This window comes from Bordetella genomosp. 13 (assembly GCF_007679965.1).
GTDB lineage: Bacteria > Pseudomonadota > Gammaproteobacteria > Burkholderiales > Burkholderiaceae_B > Bordetella.
The window spans coordinates 204,002-222,642 of record NZ_VEHL01000004.1 but is presented as its reverse complement, the minus strand read 5'-3'; the positions used below and the strand labels follow the sequence as shown (position 1 = coordinate 222,642).

14 protein-coding genes are annotated in these 18,641 nt (G+C 70.8%); 2 read left to right on the top strand and 12 right to left on the bottom strand.

Annotation, left to right across the window (positions count from 1 at the left end):
* From FS845_RS12330 to FS845_RS12305, 6 genes are all read right to left on the bottom strand, one after another.
* Positions 1-6,471: a non-ribosomal peptide synthetase gene (locus tag FS845_RS12330; protein WP_144635194.1), complete on the bottom strand. Its 6,471-nt coding sequence runs from the start codon at positions 6,469-6,471 to the stop codon at positions 1-3.
* Complete coding sequence (locus FS845_RS12325) at positions 6,468-7,481, bottom strand: TauD/TfdA family dioxygenase (protein WP_144635191.1); 1,014 nt, start codon at positions 7,479-7,481, stop codon at positions 6,468-6,470. Before FS845_RS12325 ends, FS845_RS12330 begins: the two co-directional genes overlap by 4 nt.
* 38 nt (positions 7,482-7,519) lie before the next feature.
* Positions 7,520-8,254: a thioesterase II family protein gene (locus FS845_RS12320; protein WP_144635188.1), complete on the bottom strand. Its 735-nt coding sequence runs from the start codon at positions 8,252-8,254 to the stop codon at positions 7,520-7,522.
* Between the two features lie 5 nt (positions 8,255-8,259).
* A complete protein-coding gene (locus FS845_RS12315) occupies positions 8,260-8,517 on the bottom strand; it encodes an MbtH family protein (protein ID WP_144635185.1) in 258 nt (85 codons plus the stop codon).
* A 210-nt stretch (positions 8,518-8,727) separates the two neighbouring features.
* Positions 8,728-8,976 (bottom strand): FecR/PupR family sigma factor regulator, encoded by a 249-nt coding sequence (locus FS845_RS12310; RefSeq protein ID WP_144635182.1) that lies wholly within the window; start codon positions 8,974-8,976, stop codon positions 8,728-8,730.
* Between the two features lie 101 nt (positions 8,977-9,077).
* Positions 9,078-9,608 (bottom strand): sigma-70 family RNA polymerase sigma factor, encoded by a 531-nt coding sequence (locus FS845_RS12305; protein ID WP_144635179.1) that lies wholly within the window; start codon positions 9,606-9,608, stop codon positions 9,078-9,080.
* A 327-nt stretch (positions 9,609-9,935) separates the two neighbouring features.
* Between FS845_RS12305 and FS845_RS12300 the strand changes: the two genes are divergently transcribed.
* Positions 9,936-11,288: an alpha/beta hydrolase family protein gene (locus FS845_RS12300; protein ID WP_186332256.1), complete on the top strand. Its 1,353-nt coding sequence runs from the start codon at positions 9,936-9,938 to the stop codon at positions 11,286-11,288.
* Between the two features lie 379 nt (positions 11,289-11,667).
* Positions 11,668-13,260, top strand: a complete 1,593-nt coding sequence (locus tag FS845_RS12295; RefSeq protein ID WP_144635173.1) for a TerC family protein — start codon at positions 11,668-11,670, stop codon at positions 13,258-13,260.
* Positions 13,261-13,339: 79 nt separating this feature from the next.
* Here FS845_RS12295 and FS845_RS26525 read toward each other — a convergent pair whose 3' ends face one another.
* From FS845_RS26525 to FS845_RS12270, 6 genes are all read right to left on the bottom strand, one after another.
* Positions 13,340-13,495, bottom strand: a complete 156-nt coding sequence (locus tag FS845_RS26525) for a hypothetical protein (RefSeq protein WP_186332255.1) — start codon at positions 13,493-13,495, stop codon at positions 13,340-13,342.
* Positions 13,496-13,706: 211 nt separating this feature from the next.
* Positions 13,707-14,438: an ABC transporter ATP-binding protein gene (locus FS845_RS12290; RefSeq protein ID WP_186332254.1), complete on the bottom strand. Its 732-nt coding sequence runs from the start codon at positions 14,436-14,438 to the stop codon at positions 13,707-13,709.
* Entirely contained in the window at positions 14,435-15,232 is a 798-nt protein-coding gene (locus FS845_RS12285) for an ABC transporter ATP-binding protein (protein ID WP_144635170.1), read from the bottom strand. Before FS845_RS12285 ends, FS845_RS12290 begins: the two co-directional genes overlap by 4 nt.
* Complete coding sequence (locus tag FS845_RS12280; RefSeq protein WP_144635167.1) at positions 15,229-16,308, bottom strand: ABC transporter permease subunit; 1,080 nt, start codon at positions 16,306-16,308, stop codon at positions 15,229-15,231. Before FS845_RS12280 ends, FS845_RS12285 begins: the two co-directional genes overlap by 4 nt.
* A 55-nt stretch (positions 16,309-16,363) precedes the next feature.
* On the bottom strand, positions 16,364-17,215 hold the full coding sequence (locus FS845_RS12275; RefSeq protein WP_409929292.1) for a branched-chain amino acid ABC transporter permease: 852 nt from the start codon (positions 17,213-17,215) through the stop codon (positions 16,364-16,366).
* 169 nt (positions 17,216-17,384) lie between these two features.
* Entirely contained in the window at positions 17,385-18,530 is a 1,146-nt protein-coding gene (locus FS845_RS12270; protein WP_144635161.1) for a branched-chain amino acid ABC transporter substrate-binding protein, read from the bottom strand.
* Between the last annotated feature and the right edge of the window lie 111 nt (positions 18,531-18,641).

Genomic DNA, 18,641 nt, shown 5'->3' with positions numbered 1-18,641 from the left:
TCATCCTTCCAGTTCGTCCAGCAGGGAGGCCAGTTCCGACAGGCGTTGCGCCTTGGCGTCGGGTGCGTCGAACGGGGCCGGGTCCAGGGTGGCCGCCATCTCGCGCAGGGTCTGGTGATCGAAGAAACTGCGGATCGGGATCTCGCAGCCATACCGTTCCGCGACCATCGCCTTGACCCGTATGGCCAGCAGCGAATGACCGCCTATCTCGAAGAAGTTGTCGTCCCGGCCCACGCTGTCCAGGCTCAACGCCTGACCCCAGACCTGCGCCAGGGCCTGTTCGACGGCCCCTTGCGGCGGCTCGGACGCGGCGGGCCGCGCGGCCACCTCGGGCTCGGGCAGGCCGCGGTAATCGAGCTTGCCGCTGGGCGTGCGCGGCAGGGCATCCACCAGCGCGTAATGGCCGGGCACCATGTACTCGGGCAGCAGGCCCGCCAGGCGGGTGCGCACGCGCGCCGGCAAGGCGGCCAGCCGCTGGGCGCGCAGGGGGTCGGTGGCCACTGAGCGCCCGTCGTGCCTCGGCGCCGGCGCGGCCGACCGCGCCGCGCCGGGCCGCGCGAATTCGACGTCGTAGCCGCCCTCCGGGTCCGCGCCGCGCCAATCCGCGTGGGCCTCGCAGCCCAATGCCTCGGCCAGCGCAAGCAGCTCCTGCGGCTCGATGCCGACGGCCCGGACGTCCTGCATCTCGGCGCGCAGCGCGGCCGCCGTGACCTCGGCGCGCGCCGCGTCCCGCAGCGCCCGCCACACGGCCGCGTCGCGCGACAGCCTGGCATTGGGGATGCCCGTCACGCGCAGCGCGGCGTCCGGCTGCTGGCGCAGCAGAGCCTCGACGTCCGCCACGCCCGCGGGCAGCGCGTCCCAGGGCACCTCGCGGACATCCCGCGCCTGGCCCAGCGTCTCGGCCGGGCCCAGGGCCACGTCGTAGCGGTAGCGGGTCAGCTCGTTGCCGTCGCCACCTCGCTTGAGCATGACCCGGGCCGCGCCCAGGCCCAGGCGCGCCGCGGCCTCGTGGAAATACGCCGGATCCACGACGAGTTCCTTCTCGCGCTCCACCGCGCGCTCGACGCGCTGGCGCAGCTGGCGCAGCGGCGTATCGGGATCGGCCTTGTGCAGCAGCACCGTCGCATGGAACAGATGCAGGTGCGCGGGATGCCGCAGGTCGCCGACGAAGATCCGCCCCCCGGGCGCCAGCGCGGCGGACGCATTGCGCAGCACCTCGCCCAGATAGGCCAGCGCCGGGAAATACTGCGCGACCGAGTTCAGCACCACCACGTCGTGCGGCCCCGGCGGCACGTCGGTCGCCTGCGCGCGAACCAGCTGGACGTGGCGCAGCGCCGGCTGCGTCGCCAGCCACTGCCGCAGGTCGCCCACCGCGCGCGCCGACAGGTCAGTGCCCAGGTATTGCTCGGCACCCGTCGCCAGGTGCTGCACCAGCAGGCCCACGCCGCACCCCAGTTCCAGCATGCGCCGCCCGCCCAGGGCACGTATGCGCGCCACCGTGTCGTCCAGCCAGCGCTGCATCTCGGCCTCTGGAATCGGCGCGTCCGTGTAGCTGCTGTTCCAGCCGCGGAAGCTGGGCGCCACGTCGGTATGCTCGTAGGTGCCGTCGAACACGGTTTCCCACTGCGACACCAGCGACGGCGCCTCGTCCTGCGCGCTGCCGGGCTGGTCCGCGGCCGGCACTACGTAGGCCACCAGGCGGCCCTGCCCGTCCGGCCCATCGCGCAGCGAGACCGCCGCGTCGGCCACGCCGGGGCACGCGCGCAGCTGCGTCTCGATCTCGCCGGGCTCGATGCGAAAGCCACGCAGTTTCAGCTGATGATCGATGCGGCCGAGGTACTCGGTCTCGCCGTCGGCGCGGCGGCGCGCCATGTCGCCCGTGCGGTACAGGCGCGCGCCGTCGGCGGCGAACGGATCCGCCAGGAAGCGCTGCGCCGTCAGGCCCGGACGGTTCAGGTAGCCGCGCGCCACGCCGGCGCCGGACACGTACAGCTCGCCGGCGATGTCCAGCGGCGCGACGCGCAGCGCGGCATCCAGCACGTACAGGCGCAGGTCGTCGATGGCGCGGCCGATGGGGCTGCGGCCGCCGTCCACGTCGGCGCGCAGGATGCGCCGGTGCGTCACGTGCACGGTGGTCTCGGTGATGCCGTACATGTTGACCAGCGCGGGGCGCTGGTCGCCGTAGCGCTCGATCCAGGGCCGCAGGCTGCCCACGTCCAGCGCCTCGCCGCCGAACACCACCAGCCGCAGGGACTGCAGCGCGCCGGCCTGGGCCAGCTGGGTCTGCATCAGCGAGCGGAACGCCGACGGCGTCTGGTTGAGCACCGTCACCGACTCGTCGCGCAGCAGCGCGGCGAAATCCTCCGGCGAACGGCTGACGGCGTGGTCCACCGTGACCAGCCGCCCGCCCAGGCACAGCGCCCCGAAGATCTCCCAGACGGAGAAGTCGAAAGCATACGAATGGAACAGCGTCCACACGTCGGCGCTGCCCAGCGCCAGGTCGGCCTGCGTGGCATCCAGCAGGCGCGCCACGTTGTGATGGGTCACGCCCACGCCCTTGGGCTGCCCCGTCGAGCCCGAGGTGTAGATCACGTAGGCCAGCGCCTGCGCGGGCAGATCGAGCGCGAGGTCGTCTTCCCGGCCGCCAGTCTCGGCCAGCGCGTCCAGCGTCCAGATGTTCAACCCGGGCGCCAGCTCCGCCGCCGAGGCCGCGTGCGGCGCGTCCGCCACCAGCCCCGCCATGCCGCAATCGGCCACCATGTAGGCCAGGCGATCCGCCGGATAGGCGGGATCCAGCGGAACGTATGCCGCGCCGGCCTTGAGGATGCCCAGCAAGGCGACCACCAGGTCCGGCCCGCGCGGCATCATCAACCCCACGCGATCCTGCGCGCCGATGCCGCTCGCCCGCAGCGCATGCGCCACGCGGTTGGCGCGCGCATCCAGCTGCGCGCGGGTCAGCGTCACCCCGCCGCCCGTCAGCGCCGGCGCGGCGCCGTCGCGCTCCGCCCATTGCGCGATACGGCGATGCAGCAGCGCCGTGCAGCCCTGCACCGCCACGGCGGCCGGCGCGGCAGGCGTCTCGATCAGCCGCATCGGCTCCTGCAATTCCACGTCCTCGACGCGTGCGTCGGACTGTTGCGTGCAGGCGCGCAGCATGCACAGGTAGTAAGCCGCCAGCCGTTCGATGGTGCCGGCGTCGAACAGCGCCGGCGCATAGGTCAGGCGCATCCGGATGTCGCCGGGACCGTATTCCATGGTGTCCAGCGCCAGCTCGAAGCGCGCCGCCTGGCGACCTTGCGTCAGATCCTGCAGGCTCAGCCCCGGCAGCGCGCGCAGCAGTCCGTCGTCCAGCGCCTGGTGGTTCATCAGCACGCGGAACAGCGGGCTGTGGTCGGGGTCGCGGCCCGGCTGCAGGGCCTCGACCAGCATCTCGAACGGCAGGTCCGCGTGCGCCTGCGCGCCCAGCACCGCCTGGCGCGCCTGGCGCAGCAGGTCGGCCAGCGTCATGCGGCCGTCGACGTCGGCGCGCAGCACCTGCAGGTTCACGAAGAAGCCGACGATGCCCGCGATCTCGGGCTGCGTCCGGTTGTTGTGGGTGGTGCCCACGCGCACGTCCGACTGCCCGGCATAGCGGAACAGCAGGGCCTGGAAGGCCGCCAGCAGCACCATGAAGGTCGAGGACGACGCCTGGCGCGCGGCCTGCTGCAGGGCCAGCGCATCGCGTTCGGGCAGCGCGAAGGCATGCACGGCCGCCGCGCCATGCAGCGCCCCCGCGCGGCGCGGACGGTCCGTGGGCAGTTCCAGCACGGGATGGTCCTGCCCCAGCTGGTCGCGCCACCAGGCCAACTGGCGCTGCGCCTCGCCCTGCGCCAGCCGGTCGCGCTGCCACAGCGCATAGTCCGCGTACTGCAGCGCGGGCGCCGGCACGGCATCCTGAGCGCCGCGCACCCGCGCCGCATAGCTGCGCGCGAAGTCGTCGAACAGCACCTGCATGGACCAGCCGTCGGCCGCGATGTGATGCACGGTCAGGGCCAGCACGTGGCGCCCTTCCCCTTCGTCGATCACGCAGGCGCGCAGCATCGGGCCAGCCGCCAGGTCGAACGGGGCCTCGTGCGCATCGTGCAGGGCCTGGTCGCGCCGGGCAGCCCGTGCCTGCGCGGGCAGCCCGGCCAGGTCCACGGTCGCCATCTGCAGCGCGGCGCGCGGCAGCACGCGCTGACCCACCAAGCCCGCCGCGTCGCGCACGTACACCGTGCGCAGTGCCTCGTGGCGCGCCAGCAGGCCCTCCAGCGCCGCCCGCACGGCCGCCAGGTCCAGCCTGCCCTTCAAATGCAGCGCGCACGAGATGTGATACGCCGTGCTGGCGGGCTCCATGTGCCACAGGAACCACAGCCGCTGCTGGGCATGCGAAAGCGGCATCACGTCGGCACGCACGGCGGGCGCAAGGCGCGCGATGGTCTGGGGCGCTGCATGCGGCGTGCCCTGCCGCCCCCGCACCTGCCGCACTGCCTGCGACAGGCGGGGATGCTCATAGACCAACCGCACCGGATAGTCCACGGCCCAGCATGCGCCGATCCGCGCGGCCAGCTGCACGGCCGCCATCGAGCTGCCGCCGAGCGCGAAGAAATCGGGATCGCCGGCCAGCTCGTCCCACGGGCGCTTCAACACCTGCGCCCAGATCGCCTTCATGCCCACCGCCAGGGGATCGCCGTCCCATTGCGCATCCGCGGCGGGAGTCCCGCCGGAAACCGCGTCGTCCTCGCGCAGCACGGACCATGCGTCCAGCGTGCCGTCCTGCAGCGCCGCCCGGCAGGCCCGCCGCTGCAGCTTGCCGCTGGAGGTCTTGGGCAGCCCGCCCGGATTCAGCAGCACGACCACGCTCGGTACTTCGGCGCAGGCCTCGGCCACCGCGGCCGAGATCGCGGCGCCGATCTGCCGCGCCGTCGCGCGCTTCTGCGTGCCCCGGCCGATCTCCGCGGCGATGCCCACTGCCTCGCTGCCATCGGCGCGCGCGCAGGCGAAGGCCGCCACGCGGCCCTTGCGCACGGCCTCGACGCGGTCCTCGACCGCGCGCTCGATGTCCTGCGGATAGAGGTTCTGGCCGCGCACGATGATCAGGTCCTTCAGCCGGCCGGTGACGTACAGCTCGCCGTCCTTCAGAAAGCCCAGGTCGCCGGTGCGCAGCCAGTGCCCGCCCTCGCCCGCCACGAAGGTCTCGGCGCTGGCTTCCGGGTCGTTCCAGTAGCCACGCGCGATGCTGCCGCCCTGCACGCGGATCTCGCCCACCGCGCCGTCCTGCACGGGCAGGCCGGTGGCCGGGTCGACGACGGCCAGCCGGTGCAGCGGCGCCACGTAGCCGCACGACACCTGCGGATTGCCGTCCGCCCGCTCGCTGGCCTGCCCGCGCGTCAGGGCATCGGCGTCGCAGCGCAGCGCGCGCAGGCCCGCGCCGCGCCGCCCGCCCGCCACCAGCAGCGTGGCCTCGGCCAGGCCATAGCAGGGATACAGCGCCTGCGCATCGAAGCCGGCCTGCCGGAAGGCGCCGGCAAAGTCTTCCAGCGTGTCGTGCCGAACCGGCTCGGCGCCGCAGAACGCGACGCGCCAGCTCGACAGGTCCAGGCCGCCGTCGCCTTGCGCGATGCGCTCGGCGCACAGGCGATACGAGAAGTCCGGCCCGCCGCTGATGGTGCCGCGATAGCGCGAGATCGCCTGCAGCCAGCGCACCGGCCGCTCGAAGAAGAAGCGCGGCGACATCAGCACCACGGGGATGCCGCGGTAGAGCGGCTGCAGCAGGCCGCCGATCAGCCCCATGTCGTGATAAAGCGGTAGCCACGAGACGAACACGTCGTCCGCGCCCACGGACAGCGACGCCTCGATGGCGGCCTCGTTGGCCATCAGGTTGCCGTGCGTGACGATCACGCCCTTGGGCTGCGAGGTCGAGCCCGACGTGTACTGCAGGAAGGCAATCTCGTCCGCGCCGGGCAGCCGGCATGCGGGCATCTCGGCGCGCGCCGCCGCGCCGGCGGTCAGGATGGGCACGCGCACCACGCCCGTCAGCGCCTGCCGCACGTCCTCCAGGCAGGCCTCGGACGTCAGCACGCAGGCCGGATCGCAAGCCTGCGCGATCGCGGTCACGCGCGCGGCCAGCTGCGGCCGCGAAGCGTGCGGCGGATAGGCGGGCACGGCCACCAGGCCCGCGTACAGGCATGCCAGGAAGCCCACGACGTAGTGATCGTCGTTGTCCAGCATCAGCAGCACGCGGTCGCCCTGCCGGCCGCACTCGCGCAGCCCCGCGGCCACCGCGCGCGCACGGGTGTGCAAGGCTTCGTAGCTGATGCGCCGATCCGCGGCCGGACCGTCGTCGCTGTCGACCACCACCAGCGCCGTGTCATGGGGCCTGTGCGCAGCATGCTCGCACAGGCGCGCCACGATGCTGTCCGCCACTCCGGTATCGCCGCTCATCGATTTCATCTCGCGTCCTGTTCCACCAGGGCGGGCTCGCCCAGCCCCGCCGATTGCCCATGGGCATGCGCCATGGCCACCACCACTTTGCGAGCCCCGCGATAGGGATCCCGCGCATGCGCCACCAGCATGTTGTCCAGCATCAGCACGTCGCCCTGCTGCCAGTCGAAGCGCACCGTCTCCGCGTCCAGCACGGCGCGCACCTCGTCGAGCACGCCGTCCTCGATGGGCGACCCATCCGCGTAGTAGGCGTTGCGCGGCAGGTTCTCCACGCCCAGCACGGCCTCCAGCGACTCGCGCACTTCCGGCATCAGGTTGGAGACGTGGAACAGGTGCGCCTGGTTGAACCACACGGGCTCGCGCGTCCACGGGTGCACCGCCACGCCCTGGCACAGCTGGTCGGTGCGCAGGCCGCCGTCGGCCAGCCACTCGCACTTGATGGCGGACGCGGCGCAGTAGCGCTCGACCTCGCCCCGATCGTCCGTGTTGAACACCTGCTGCCACGGCACGTCGAAATCGCCGTAGTTGCGCACGTAGCGCACGCCCGGCTCGAAGCGGCGGCGCAGCGCCTCGGGCATGCGGCGGTAGATCGCGCGGCTGTCGGCGATCGGCGTGGCGCCGCCCTGCTCGGCCGCCGTCACGCAATGGAACCAGATGCGCATGGGCCATTCCGTCGTGTAGGCCTGCTCGTTGTGCAGGGGGATCGACTGGTGCGCGGGATACTCGGTCGAGGTGTAGACGCCGGACGCCGACACCGCGCTGCGCGGCGTGGATCCGAATTCGTACTTCAGCAAGGGATGACCGAACGACGAGGCGAACGCCTCGAAAGCCTGCACGTCCGGCACCCCGAAGCCGCGCAGCAGCACGGCTCCGTGGGACAGCAGCGCCGTGTCGATGTCATCCCGCAGGCGCGGCAGACTGCCGCCCAGCGACTCTCCCGGCACGGCCGGCGCGATCAGCGCGGGCAGCGACGAACCGTCCGGCGCGGTTCGGACGAAGCGCGCAATCTCCAGACTCATGATTCCTCCGTGGCCCCGGGGCCAGCGATGCCGCGCGCCTACGCGGCCACGGGCCGCGCATCGCCGGACACCTGCGTTGTTCGAACCTGCAGCCGCCGCTGCAGCATGCGCAGCACGTCGGCTTCATCGTGCCGCACGAAGAAATGCCCGCCCTCGAACCAGTCCAGGGTGCAGGGCTGCGCGGCCTGCTGCCACGGCAACAGGCTGTGCAGCGCGATCTCGTCGGCACGGCCCGCGAACACGTGCACGGGCAAGGGCAGCGGCGCTTCCTGACGCAGGCGGAAGCTGCGGCACACGTCGTAGTCGGCGCGCAGGATGTCCAGCGTCATGCGCAGCATTTCCGCATTCGCATAGACTTCCTCGGGCGTTCCGCCCTGCTTGCGCAGGTCCTCGATCAGGCTGGCGTCGCTGTCCAGGCCCGCGAAGCGCTGCGGATCGCGGTGCGACGGCGCGGGACTGCCCGAGGCCACCAGGGCGCGCGGCAGCTCACGGCCCTGGGCCCGCAGGCGCACGGCGATGCCGTAGGCCAGCAAGGCGCCCATGCTGTGGCCGAACAGCACGTAGTCGCCGGCCAGCGACGGGGCCAGCTCGTCGCACAGCGTATCGACCAGCGCGTCGAAGTCCGTGGCGATGTCTTCGGCCAGGCGCGCGCCGCGGCCCGGCAGTTCGGCCGGCATGACTTCCAGCCAGGCCGGCAGCAGGCGCCGCCAGCGCAGATACATGGTGGCGCTGGCGCCCGCGCACGGCAGGCACACCAGCCGGGTCGGCGCCATGGCGCTCAGGCCCCTTCCCTGGCGGCCTCACCCTGCGGCGCGGCATCCTGGGCGGACATCCATTCGCGCAGCGAGCGCGGACGCATGTCGGTCCAGGTGTCCTCCACGTACTGGAGCACGGTCTTCTTGTCGCCGCGCACGCCCTGCACGGCGGTCCAGCCGTCCGGCACGGCCTTCCAATGCGGCCAGATCGAGTATTGATCTTCGTGGTTGACCAGGACGATGAACGTTTCGTCTTCGCGGTCGAAGCAACTCGTAGACATGCGGCACCCTCGTTTCTATTGCGGTTGGGCCCGAGCGCGGCAAGCGCGCAGCGGCTTCTCCGGATATGACGAGGGAGCGATGGATTTGTTTAGTGGGATGGCGGGAAGCGGCGTCCTGCCAGGCCTGCGCGCGCCTGCGCCCAGGCGGCGTCACATGGGGCACCGCGTGCGGCGCGTCGAAGCGGAAACTCGGGGCACCCACCGGCCGGCTCAGGCGTCGGTGGGCCCCTTACAGTCCGGCGGGGGATCGAGGTCGTTCGCGGGAGGCACCAGCCCGGCAAGCAGCCACAGCCGGGCGGCCTTGTCGTACGCGCGGCGGTGTTCGGGATCCTGGCGCAGCCAGTCGATCAGTGCCTGCCGTGCCTGGTCATCGAAGGAGGTGTCGTCGTGCTGCCGCTGGACCCAGGCCAACGCGGCTTCCCAGACCTCATGATCGGGAGAGGATGAAGTCGGGTTCATGGACTCACTATTGCTGTGCCGCCTGCACCCGCGCGGCGGCCGGTTGTATCCGTGTGCGCGTGGCGCTCGACTTTCTGGCGTATCGTCGTCCGCCTGTTCAATCAGCCACGGCCCTGCCTGTAAAGATCATAGCAGGAGGCCAAAGCCTTGCTGGCGTCCTTCAGCAGGAAATTGACCATGGTGGCGGAAATCCCCAGTTTCTCGCCGATGCCGCGCTGCGTGAGGCCTTGCAGCCGATAGAGCTCGAAGGCGTGGCGCGTGCGCGGCGGCAAGGTGGCCAGCACGTCGCTGACCACTTGCAGCAGGCGGCGCTCGTCCACGCCGTCGTCCGGCTCGAAGCCGCCCGCCACGTCGGGCAGTTCGCCATCCGGAGACTGCGCGCAATAGGCGATCTCGACGCTCTTGCGGCGGCGGTAATCCAGCGCCATGTTGCGCACCACCTGGCAGCAATACGCGTACGGCTTCTCGACGTCGCGGGCGCATGCGCCTTCGACCAGTTTCAGGTACGCATCCTGCAGCACGTCGTCCGCTTCGTCCGCCCCTCCCACGACCTTGCGCGCCAAGCCTCGCAGCTCGGCCCGGTGCGCAATGAACACCCGGCCTAACGTCACGCTGGACGGATTCGCTGACATGGACCACACCTCCGATTCGTCGCGCCTGGCTTCGCGGGCGGGACGCATTGCACACGGTTAGCTATTCTGTTCTTGCAAACAGGCCTGCCTCGAGTTCGCACTCGACATTCGCCAGACTCTCTGTGCCGTGGATGCCGCAGGCTGTTTTCAGGCGCATGCGGGCCCGGGCCCGCACCTGCGTGCGGCCCAGCCACGATGCGCACGACGGCTCCTGCTTGTGGGAGCGCCGCCTTGCGGGTGCCGGTTCCAAGGCAGAGCTTCCACGCCTTGTAACTAACAATGATTCTCATCCATATTTATACTACCTTCAACTTTACGGGGCTACTCATGTCGATCGTGTGTCCGAAGTTCAGAGGGTCGTCAGGTCTGTCGTTCGCCGTCCTGCTGCTGCTGGGCGCGCCCTTCTCGGGCCTTGCCCAAGTCCTTCCGCAGACGCATTCCCAGGCGCGGACGGCACCGCGCGGCGACTTGCTGCAAACCCGGCCGGTGACCGAGTACACCCGCGCGGCGATCGACCGCGCGAACCGCGGCGCGGCGCCCGGCGGCCAGGCCGCGTGCGACGTGCAGGTCGTCGAAGCCACCTACCGCAGCATCGGCGTGCGCGGCGAACCGGAAGACCTGTCGGCCGCGCTGTACCTGCCGCGCCGCTGCAAGCCGGCGCCGCACGACGCCGCTGCCGGCGACTCCGCCCGCACGCCGCTGCTAGCCAGCGCGCCGGGCACGCAGAGCAAGCGCCGGGTGCGCGCCAGCCAGGCGGCGGCATCGGACCCGGTGCTTTCGACCTTCGCCGCGCATGGCTATGCGGTGGTGGTGCCCGACTATCTCGGCCTGGGCGGCTCGACCTATCCCTATCATCCGTACCTGCATGCCGACTCGGAAGCGAGCGCCGTCGTGGACGCCATCCTGGCGGCGCGCGAATTCATGCGCGCGCGCAAGCCGGACTGGTCCGGCCTGACGCTGCTGATGGGCTATTCCCAGGGCGGCCACGCGGCCATGGCCGCGCAGCGCGAGATCGAGCGCCATTACCTCGACCGCATCCCGCTGGCCGCGGCGGCGCCGATGGCCGGACCGTATGCGCTGCAGCAGACCTTCCTGCAGGCCTGGGCCGGCCTGACCAACGGGCAGCCCAACGTGCTGGCGCCGCAGCTGCTGGCCTACACGATGATCAGCTACCAGCACGTCTACGGCGACATCTATCGTTCGCCCCGCGACGTGTTCAAGGAGCCTTACGCGCAACGGATCGAGGCCTGGTATCCCGGCGACCAGACGCTGGGCGCGCTGCGCGCCCGGTTCCCCGCCGATGGCGGCATGGACACGCTGCGCCAGCCCGCGTTCACCGCGGACTTCCGCGACAACCCCGCCAATGCGTTGCGCCGGCGCCTGGCCGCCAACGACCTGCTGGACTGGACGCCCCACGTCGCCACCGCCCTGTGCGGCAGCAGTCAGGACACGATCGTGGCCTATGCCAATAGCCGCGCCGCCTATGCCGCGTTCAGGCAGCGCGGCGCGCCGGTGCAGTTGCTGGACGTCGCGGACGCCGTGCCGCCCGGAGCGCCGGGCGCGTCGCACCACACCACCTACGGCGCCCCGCTCTGCTATGCGCGGGTCAAGGCGCAGGTGTTCGATCCGTTGGTGGATGCGGATGCGAGGCGCCGCGCGCGGCCGCCGCTGCACCTCTGACGTCTCGCCACGCCGCCCGCCGCTGGAAAAAACCGGCGGCTGCTGTATTATTCAGCTTTCCGTAAGAAAGGATGGCCCCGCAGCCCAGGCCCCTGGCCGGCAGCACCGCGGCACCGTCCTTGCCTATGACCAGCGAACCTCCCAGTAGCACCGCGCCCCGGCCGATCCCGCCGTGGCGCTTCTTCCCGGAAGACCGCCGCCGCGCCGTCTTCGCCGTCAGACCGAACGTCATCCCCGACGCGTCCGTCCCGCGTGCCGCCCCTGCGAAGGACCGCGCGCCGCGCGCCCTCTCGCGCACCGCCCCCTTTTTTTCCGGCTGGCCCGCCGCCGCGCCCGACGCGCGCCGCGCCGCCCGAACGCGTCCCTACTGGATACACACATGATTTTCGACTGGATGTCCGACCCCACCGCCTGGCTGGGCCTGGCGACCCTGATCGTGCTCGAGATCGTCCTGGGCATCGACAATCTGGTGTTCATCGCCATCCTGGCCGACAAGCTGCCGCCCGAGCAGCGCAACCGCGCGCGCATCATCGGCCTGTCGCTGGCCATGGTGATGCGCCTGGGCCTGCTGGCCAGCATCGCCTGGGTCGTCACGCTGACCGCGCCGCTGTTCACCGTACTCGGCGCCGAGATCTCGGGCCGCGACCTGATCCTGATCTTCGGCGGCGTGTTCCTGCTGTTCAAGGGCACGATGGAACTGCACGAACGCGTGGAAGGCAGCACGCACACCGGCACGCAGAAGGTCCAGCACGCGGTGTTCTGGCAGGTCATCCTGCAGATCATCGTGCTGGACGCCGTGTTCTCCCTGGATTCGGTCATCACCGCGGTCGGCATGGTGCAGGACCTGAGCATCATGATGATCGCCGTCGTGGTCGCCATGGCCGTGATGATGCTGGCCAGCCGTCCGCTGATGGCCTTCGTCGGCCGCCATCCCACCGTGGTCATCCTGTGCCTGGGCCTGTTGCTGATGATCGGTTTCAGCCTGGTGGCCGAAGGCCTGGGCTTCCACGTGCCCAAGGGCTATCTGTACGCGGCCATCGGCTTCTCGATCCTGATCGAGGCCTGCAACCAGCTGGCGCGCCGCAACCGCAGCCGCCGCAGCCAGGGCCTGACCGGCCGCCAGCGCACCGCGCAGGCCGTGCTGCGCCTGCTGCGCGCGGGCAGGCATGATCCCGCGCATGCGCACAACCCCGCCGAGGACGTCGCCGCGCTGGTCGACGGCGTGGGCGACGAGCCCGCCTTCGCGCCCGAGGAGAGCAGCCTGATCGAGCGCGTGCTGGCGCTGGGTTCGCGCGACGTGCGTTCGATCATGGTGCCGCGCGGCGAGATGACCTGGCTGGACGTGAAGGACGACACCGACACCGTGGTGCGCAAGTTCGCCTCGGGCCACGCGCGCCTGCCGCTGTGCGAGGGCGACGCGTCCAACGTCATCGGCGTGCTGCACTTCAAGGACGTGATGCCCAGGCTGCAGGTGCCGGGCGCGGTCGACCTGATCGAGCTGGCGCGCAAGCCGCACTACATCATCGAGAGCGTGCCGATACTGAAGGTGCTGGAAGAACTGCGCCAGACGCGCGACCACATGCTGATCGTGGTCGACGAGCACGGCAGCTGCGAAGGCCTGGTCACCCCGCTGGACGTGCTGACGGCGGTGGGCGGCGACCTGCCCGAGTCCCCCAACGAGGCGCCGCCCGCCACGCGCCTGGGCGACGGCCTGTGGCTGCTGGACGCCGACATGCCGGTGGAGGAAGCGCGCATGCTGCTGGAGGACCCGGCGCTGCAGAGCTCGGTGCAGGACGCCACGCTGGCCGGCGCGCTGCTGCGCGTGGGCGGACGCCTGCCGGAGGTGGGCGAAACCATCGATTGGGGCGACTGGCGCTTCGAGATCGTGCAGCGCGATGGGCTGCGGATCGGCCAGGTGCGCGCGGGCCGGCGCGAGCCGGCGCAGGACGGCGCGACGGCCGGGCAGGCATAAAAAGGCGGCTCCGGACCGCGTGTGTCCGGAGCCGCCCTCGCCCGCCTGCGCCGGCGGGAGCCTGGCGTCCACAGGGCGCCTACAGCCAGGTGGCCAGGCAGCCCCCCGTCGACATCACGCCCACGCTGGCCAGCGCGACGCTGTCGCGACTCTCGCAGCCTTCGCGGCGCGAGGACCAGGCCGCGTAGAAACTGGCCAGCGCGAACAGCGCCAGGCCGATACCGAATCCGCTCATGATCGATGATTTCCTGTGAAGGCGGCGCATCGGAAGGCGCCGTCCGAACGGGATCGACCCGACGGGCGCGGAGCGGTTCCGACACATGGACCAAACGCCCCCCGCGCGGTCGTCGATGGCGCGAGGCGTGGAATGTGGAATGTGACGACAGGCGCCCTGCAATGCGAAAGCCGGCGCCTACCCGGAACGGCATCGACGACCGCGCCGCGCCCTATTCCCCTAGGTACGCCGCCCGCACCTTCGGATCGTCCAGCAACTGCGCGGCCGGACCGGACAGCGTCAGCTCGCCCGATTCCATCACGTAGCCGCGGTCGCTGTGCTCCAGCGCCAGGCGCGCGTTCTGCTCGATCAGCAGGATCGTCACGCCCTCGGCCGCGATCGCGCGCACGGCCTCGAAGACCTTCTCCACCATCAGCGGCGCCAGTCCCATCGAGGGCTCGTCCAGCAGCAGCAGGCGCGGCCGGGCCAGCATCGCGCGGCCCATGGCCACCATCTGCTGCTCGCCGCCCGACAGCGTGCCGGCGGCCTGCCGGCGACGCTGCGCCAGGCGCGGGAACAGTTCGAACACGCGCTCGACGTCGCGCCGGATCTGCGCCGTGTCGCGGCGCACGTAGGCGCCCATGGAGAGGTTCTCTTCGATGGTGAGCTGGCCGAAGATGCCGCGCCCCTCGGGCACCATCACCAGGCCCTGGCGCACCAGTTCGAAAGGCGGACGGCCGCCGATGGACCGGCCCTCGTAGCGCACCGCGCCGCCGGCCAGCGGCACCAGGCCGCAGATGGCCCGCAGCGTGGTGCTCTTGCCCGCGCCGTTGGCGCCGATCAGGCAGACGCGCTCGCCGGGCTCCACGTGCAGCGTGACGCCGCGCACCGCGCGGATACCGCCGTAGGCCACCTGCACGTCGTCCAGGGCCAGCATGGGGGCGCCGGAAGCCAAGGCCGTCATTGCGCCGCCCCCTTCGGCAAGGCCGCCGCCGCCGCGCCCGCGCCCAGATACGCCTCGATCACGCGCGGATCCCGCTGCACCTCGGCGGGCCGGCCCATCGCCAGCACCTTGCCGTATTCCAGCACCAGCACGCGGTCACACAGGCCCATCACCAGTTTCATGTCGTGTTCGATCAACAGCACCGTGACGCCGTCGCCGCGGATTTTCTCGATCAGCCCGCGCAGCACGCGCGTCTCGGAGGCGTTCATGCCGGCGGCCGGCTCGTCCAGCGCCAGCAGCTTCGGATCGGTGGCCAGCGCACGCGCGATCTCCAGGCGGCGCTGGTCGCCGTAGGACAGCGCGCGCGCCACGTCGTTGGCGTGAGACCCGATGCCCACGTAGTCCAGCAGGCGGTGCGCGTGCGCCTCGATGGCGGCCTCTTCCTCGCGCTGCGCCCGGGTGCGCAGCACCGCGCCCAGCAGGCCCGCGCGCGTGCGCACGTGGCGGCCGATCATCACGTTCTCGATGGCGCTCAGGTTGGCGAACAGGCGGATGTTCTGGAAGGTGCGCGCCAGGCCGGCATGCGCCACCTCGTGCGGCTTGCGACCCAGCAGCGCCTGGCCGTCGAAGTGGCAGCGCCCTTCCTCGGGCACGTACAGGCCGGTCAGCACATTGAACAGCGTGGTCTTGCCCGCGCCGTTCGGGCCTATCAGGCCATAGATCTCGCCCGCCTGGATGTCGAAGCTGACCTCGGACAGCGCCTGCAGGCCGCCGAAACGCTTGCTCAGGTTCTGGGCTCGCAGCAGTGCCGTCATGCCGCCCCTCCTTCGCGGCTGGCCAGCTCGCGCCGGCGCACCGCCGACGGCCACAGCCCCGCGGGACGGAACAGCATCACGCACACCATCGCCAGGCCAAACAGCAGCATGCGGATGCCCTCGGGATCGAGCACCACGTCACCGAACAGCATGCGCTGCGCCGGCTCGACCACCGCGCGCAGGAACTCGGGCAGGGCCGCCAGGATCAGCGCGCCCAGGATCACGCCGGGTATGTTGCCCATGCCGCCCAGCACCACCATGCACAGGATGGAGATCGACTCGGTCAGGCTGAAGCTCTCGGGGCTGACGAAGCCCTGCATGGCCGCGAACATCGCACCCGCCACGCCGCCGAACGACGCCCCCATCGCGAAGGCCAGCAGCTTCACGTTGCGCGTATTGATGCCCATGGCCTTGGCGGCGATCTCGTCCTCGCGGATGGCTTCCCACGCGCGGCCGATGCGCGAATTCTGCAGCCGCACGCACACCAGCAGGATCAGCAGCACCATCGCCAGCAGCAGGTAGTAGTACTTCTCGGGCCCCGTGACGCGCACGCCCAGGATGGTCTGCGCGCGGCTGAACGTGAAGTCGCCGATCATGAACGGATCGATGCGGTTGATGCCCTGTGGACCGTTGGTGATGTTGACCGGCGCGTTCAGGTTGTTCAGGAAGATGCGGATGATCTCGCCGAAGCCCAGCGTGACGATGGCCAGGTAGTCGCCGCGCAGCTTCAGCGTGGGCGCGCCCAGCATCACGCCGAACAGCGCGGCCACCGCCAGCCCGATGGGCAGGATGGCCCAGAACGGCAGGTGCAGGCCGAAGTGCGGCGAGGCCAGCAGCGCCCACGTGTACGCGCCCACCGCGTAGAACGCGATGTAGCCCAGGTCCAGCAGGCCCGCGAAGCCCACCACGATGTTCAGCCCCACCGCCAGCATCACGTACAGCAGCGCGAAGTTCAGGATGCGCACCCAGCCCTGCCCGGCCAGGCCGAGCACGAAGGGCAGCACGGCCAGCACGGCGCCGATCATGACGATGGCCGCGACCTGCCGCGGCGCCCAGGATTTGGCGGACACGTTCATGGCGTGGCTCCGGCATGGCGCGGGGGAACGCATGCGTAAACGCAGGCGATGCGCATCATGCCCGGTCCCCCACGCGCTCGCCCAGCAGGCCGGACGGACGGAAGATCAGCACCATCACCAGCACGACGAACGCGAACACGTCCTGGTAGTGGCTGCCCAGGAAGCCGCCCGTCAGGTCGCCGATGTAGCCCGAGCCCATGGCCTCGATGATGCCCAGCAGCAGCCCCCCGGCCATCGCGCCGCCCAGGTTGCCGATGCCGCCCAGCACCGCGGCCGTGAACGCCTTCAGGCCCAGCATGAAGCCCATGGTGTACTGCGACACGCCGTAGTACGTGGTGACCATGACGCCCGCCACGGCCGCCAGCGCCGAGCCGATCAGGAAGGCCGCCGAGATGACCGTGTTGATGTTCACGCCCATCAGCCCCGCCACCTCGCGGTTCTGCGCGGTGGCGCGCATGGCGGTGCCCAGCCGCGTGCGGTGCACCACCGCCAGCAGCAGCGCCATGATGGCGGCGGCGATCAGCACGATGGCGATCTGCAGCGTGCTGATGCGCGCGCCGCCCAGTTCCAGCACGCGCGGCGACAGCACCTGCGGAAAATTCAGGTAGTTGCGGCCCCATACCATCATGGCCACGTTCTGCAGGATGATGGACACGCCGATGGCGGTGATCAGCGCCGCCAGCCGCGGCGCGCGGCGCAGGGGCCGGTAGGCCACGCGCTCGGCGGTCCAGCCCACCGCCATGCACAGCGCGATGGAGGCGATCAGGCCCAGCCCGATCACCGCGAAGGCAGAGACCGACGGATCGGCGCCCACCATGGACGCGGCGATCATGGTGGCCGTCATGGCGCCCAGCATGACCACGTCGCCGTGCGCGAAGTTGATCAGCCCGATGATGCCGTACACCATGGTGTATCCCAGGGCGACCAGCGCGTACACGCTGCCCAGCGTCAGGCCGTTGATGAGTTGCTGCGTGAAGATGTCCATGGGGCCCTTGATGTGGCAGGCCTTGCCGCGTGCGACGCGGCGGCGGGAACCGGCGCGCCCGCGCGCGCCGGCACTGCGAACGATGCAGGCCTTAGTTGTTGGCCTGGCTGACCATGGTCTGGACCATCTGCCACTTGCCGTCGCGCACCTGGTAGATGGTGACCGAGATTTCCTTCAGGTCGCCATTCTTGTCGTAGGCGATGTGCTCGCTGGTCGCGCCCTTGCGCTCGATCTTGGCCAGCACGGGCAGGTACTTCGAGGGCTCGGCCGAGCCCGCCTTCTGGATGGCCTCGATCAGGGTCCACGCGCCGTCGTAGGCGTACGGCGCATACACGCCCGGCGCCTTCTTGAAGCGCGCCTCGTAGCGCTGCGCGAACTCCTTGCCGGCGCTCATCTGTTCGAGCGGCACGCCGGCCAGCGAGGCATAGGTGCCGTCGGCGGCATCGCCGGCCAGCTTCAGGAAGGTGTCGCTGCGCGTCATCTCGCCCGACACCAGCGGAGCCTTGATGCCCAGCGCCGCCAGCTGGCGCTTCATCGGGCCCGACTGCGCGTCCAGGCCGCCGTAGAAGATGGCGTCCGGCGCCACGCCCTTGATGTTGGTCAGGATGGCGTTGAAGTCCGTGGCCTTGTCGGTGGTGTACTCGCGGCGCGCGACGGTGCCGCCGGCCGCCTTCACGGCCTTCTCCACCTCGTCGGTCAGGCCCTGGCCATACGCCGTGCGGTCGTCGATCAGCGCGATCTTCTTGGCCTTCAGGGTCTCAACCATGAACTTCCCGACCGCGGCGCCCTGCTGGGTGTCGCTGGTCATCATGCGGAACGTGTTGTCGTAGCCCTGTCTGGTGTATTCCGGCGCGGTGGCCATGGCGATCTGCGCGATCCCGGCATCGTGGTAGACGCGCGAGGCCGGGATCGTGGTGCCCGAATTGAAGTGGCCCAGGATGCCGTCGACATCCTCGTCCACCAGTTGCTGCGCCACCTGCACGCCCACGCGCGGATCGGCCTGGTCGTCGCGCGACACCAGCACGAAGCGCGCGGCCGAGCCGCCCACCTTCACACCCTGCTTGTTGGCCTCTTCGATGGCCAGCGTCAGGCCGTTCTGCATGTCTTCGCCGTAGTGCGACTGCGGGCCCGTCAACGGACCGGCGAAGCCGAACTTGATATCCGCGGCATGGGCGCCGCCGGCGACGCAGACGGCCGCGATACCGGCCGCCAGGATTTGTCGGGTAAGTGCAAACATCGGAGTGCCTCCAGGGGGGTGAGGGAGGGTACAGGTCGTCCCGCCACTTGTGGTGCGGCCGCCCGCCTGACCGGGCGGCCAGTTGCACCGGGATTTTGCGCCTCGGTAAAA

Bases quoted from the DNA above. Each gene is read 5' to 3' on its own strand.
- FS845_RS12330 (WP_144635194.1), bottom strand. From the start codon at position 6,471: ATGAAATCGATGAGCGGCGATACCGGAGTGGCGGACAGCATCGTGGCG.
- FS845_RS12325 (WP_144635191.1), bottom strand. From the start codon at position 7,481: ATGAGTCTGGAGATTGCGCGCTTCGTCCGAACCGCGCCGGACGGTTCG.
- FS845_RS12320 (WP_144635188.1), bottom strand. From the start codon at position 8,254: ATGGCGCCGACCCGGCTGGTGTGCCTGCCGTGCGCGGGCGCCAGCGCC.
- FS845_RS12315 (WP_144635185.1), bottom strand. From the start codon at position 8,517: ATGTCTACGAGTTGCTTCGACCGCGAAGACGAAACGTTCATCGTCCTG.
- FS845_RS12310 (WP_144635182.1), bottom strand. From the start codon at position 8,976: ATGAACCCGACTTCATCCTCTCCCGATCATGAGGTCTGGGAAGCCGCG.
- FS845_RS12305 (WP_144635179.1), bottom strand. From the start codon at position 9,608: ATGTCAGCGAATCCGTCCAGCGTGACGTTAGGCCGGGTGTTCATTGCG.
- FS845_RS12300 (WP_186332256.1), top strand. From the start codon at position 9,936: ATGTCGATCGTGTGTCCGAAGTTCAGAGGGTCGTCAGGTCTGTCGTTC.
- FS845_RS12295 (WP_144635173.1), top strand. From the start codon at position 11,668: ATGATTTTCGACTGGATGTCCGACCCCACCGCCTGGCTGGGCCTGGCG.
- FS845_RS26525 (WP_186332255.1), bottom strand. From the start codon at position 13,495: ATGAGCGGATTCGGTATCGGCCTGGCGCTGTTCGCGCTGGCCAGTTTC.
- FS845_RS12290 (WP_186332254.1), bottom strand. From the start codon at position 14,438: ATGACGGCCTTGGCTTCCGGCGCCCCCATGCTGGCCCTGGACGACGTG.
- FS845_RS12285 (WP_144635170.1), bottom strand. From the start codon at position 15,232: ATGACGGCACTGCTGCGAGCCCAGAACCTGAGCAAGCGTTTCGGCGGC.
- FS845_RS12280 (WP_144635167.1), bottom strand. From the start codon at position 16,308: ATGAACGTGTCCGCCAAATCCTGGGCGCCGCGGCAGGTCGCGGCCATC.
- FS845_RS12275 (WP_409929292.1), bottom strand. From the start codon at position 17,215: ATGGTGTACGGCATCATCGGGCTGATCAACTTCGCGCACGGCGACGTG.
- FS845_RS12270 (WP_144635161.1), bottom strand. From the start codon at position 18,530: ATGTTTGCACTTACCCGACAAATCCTGGCGGCCGGTATCGCGGCCGTC.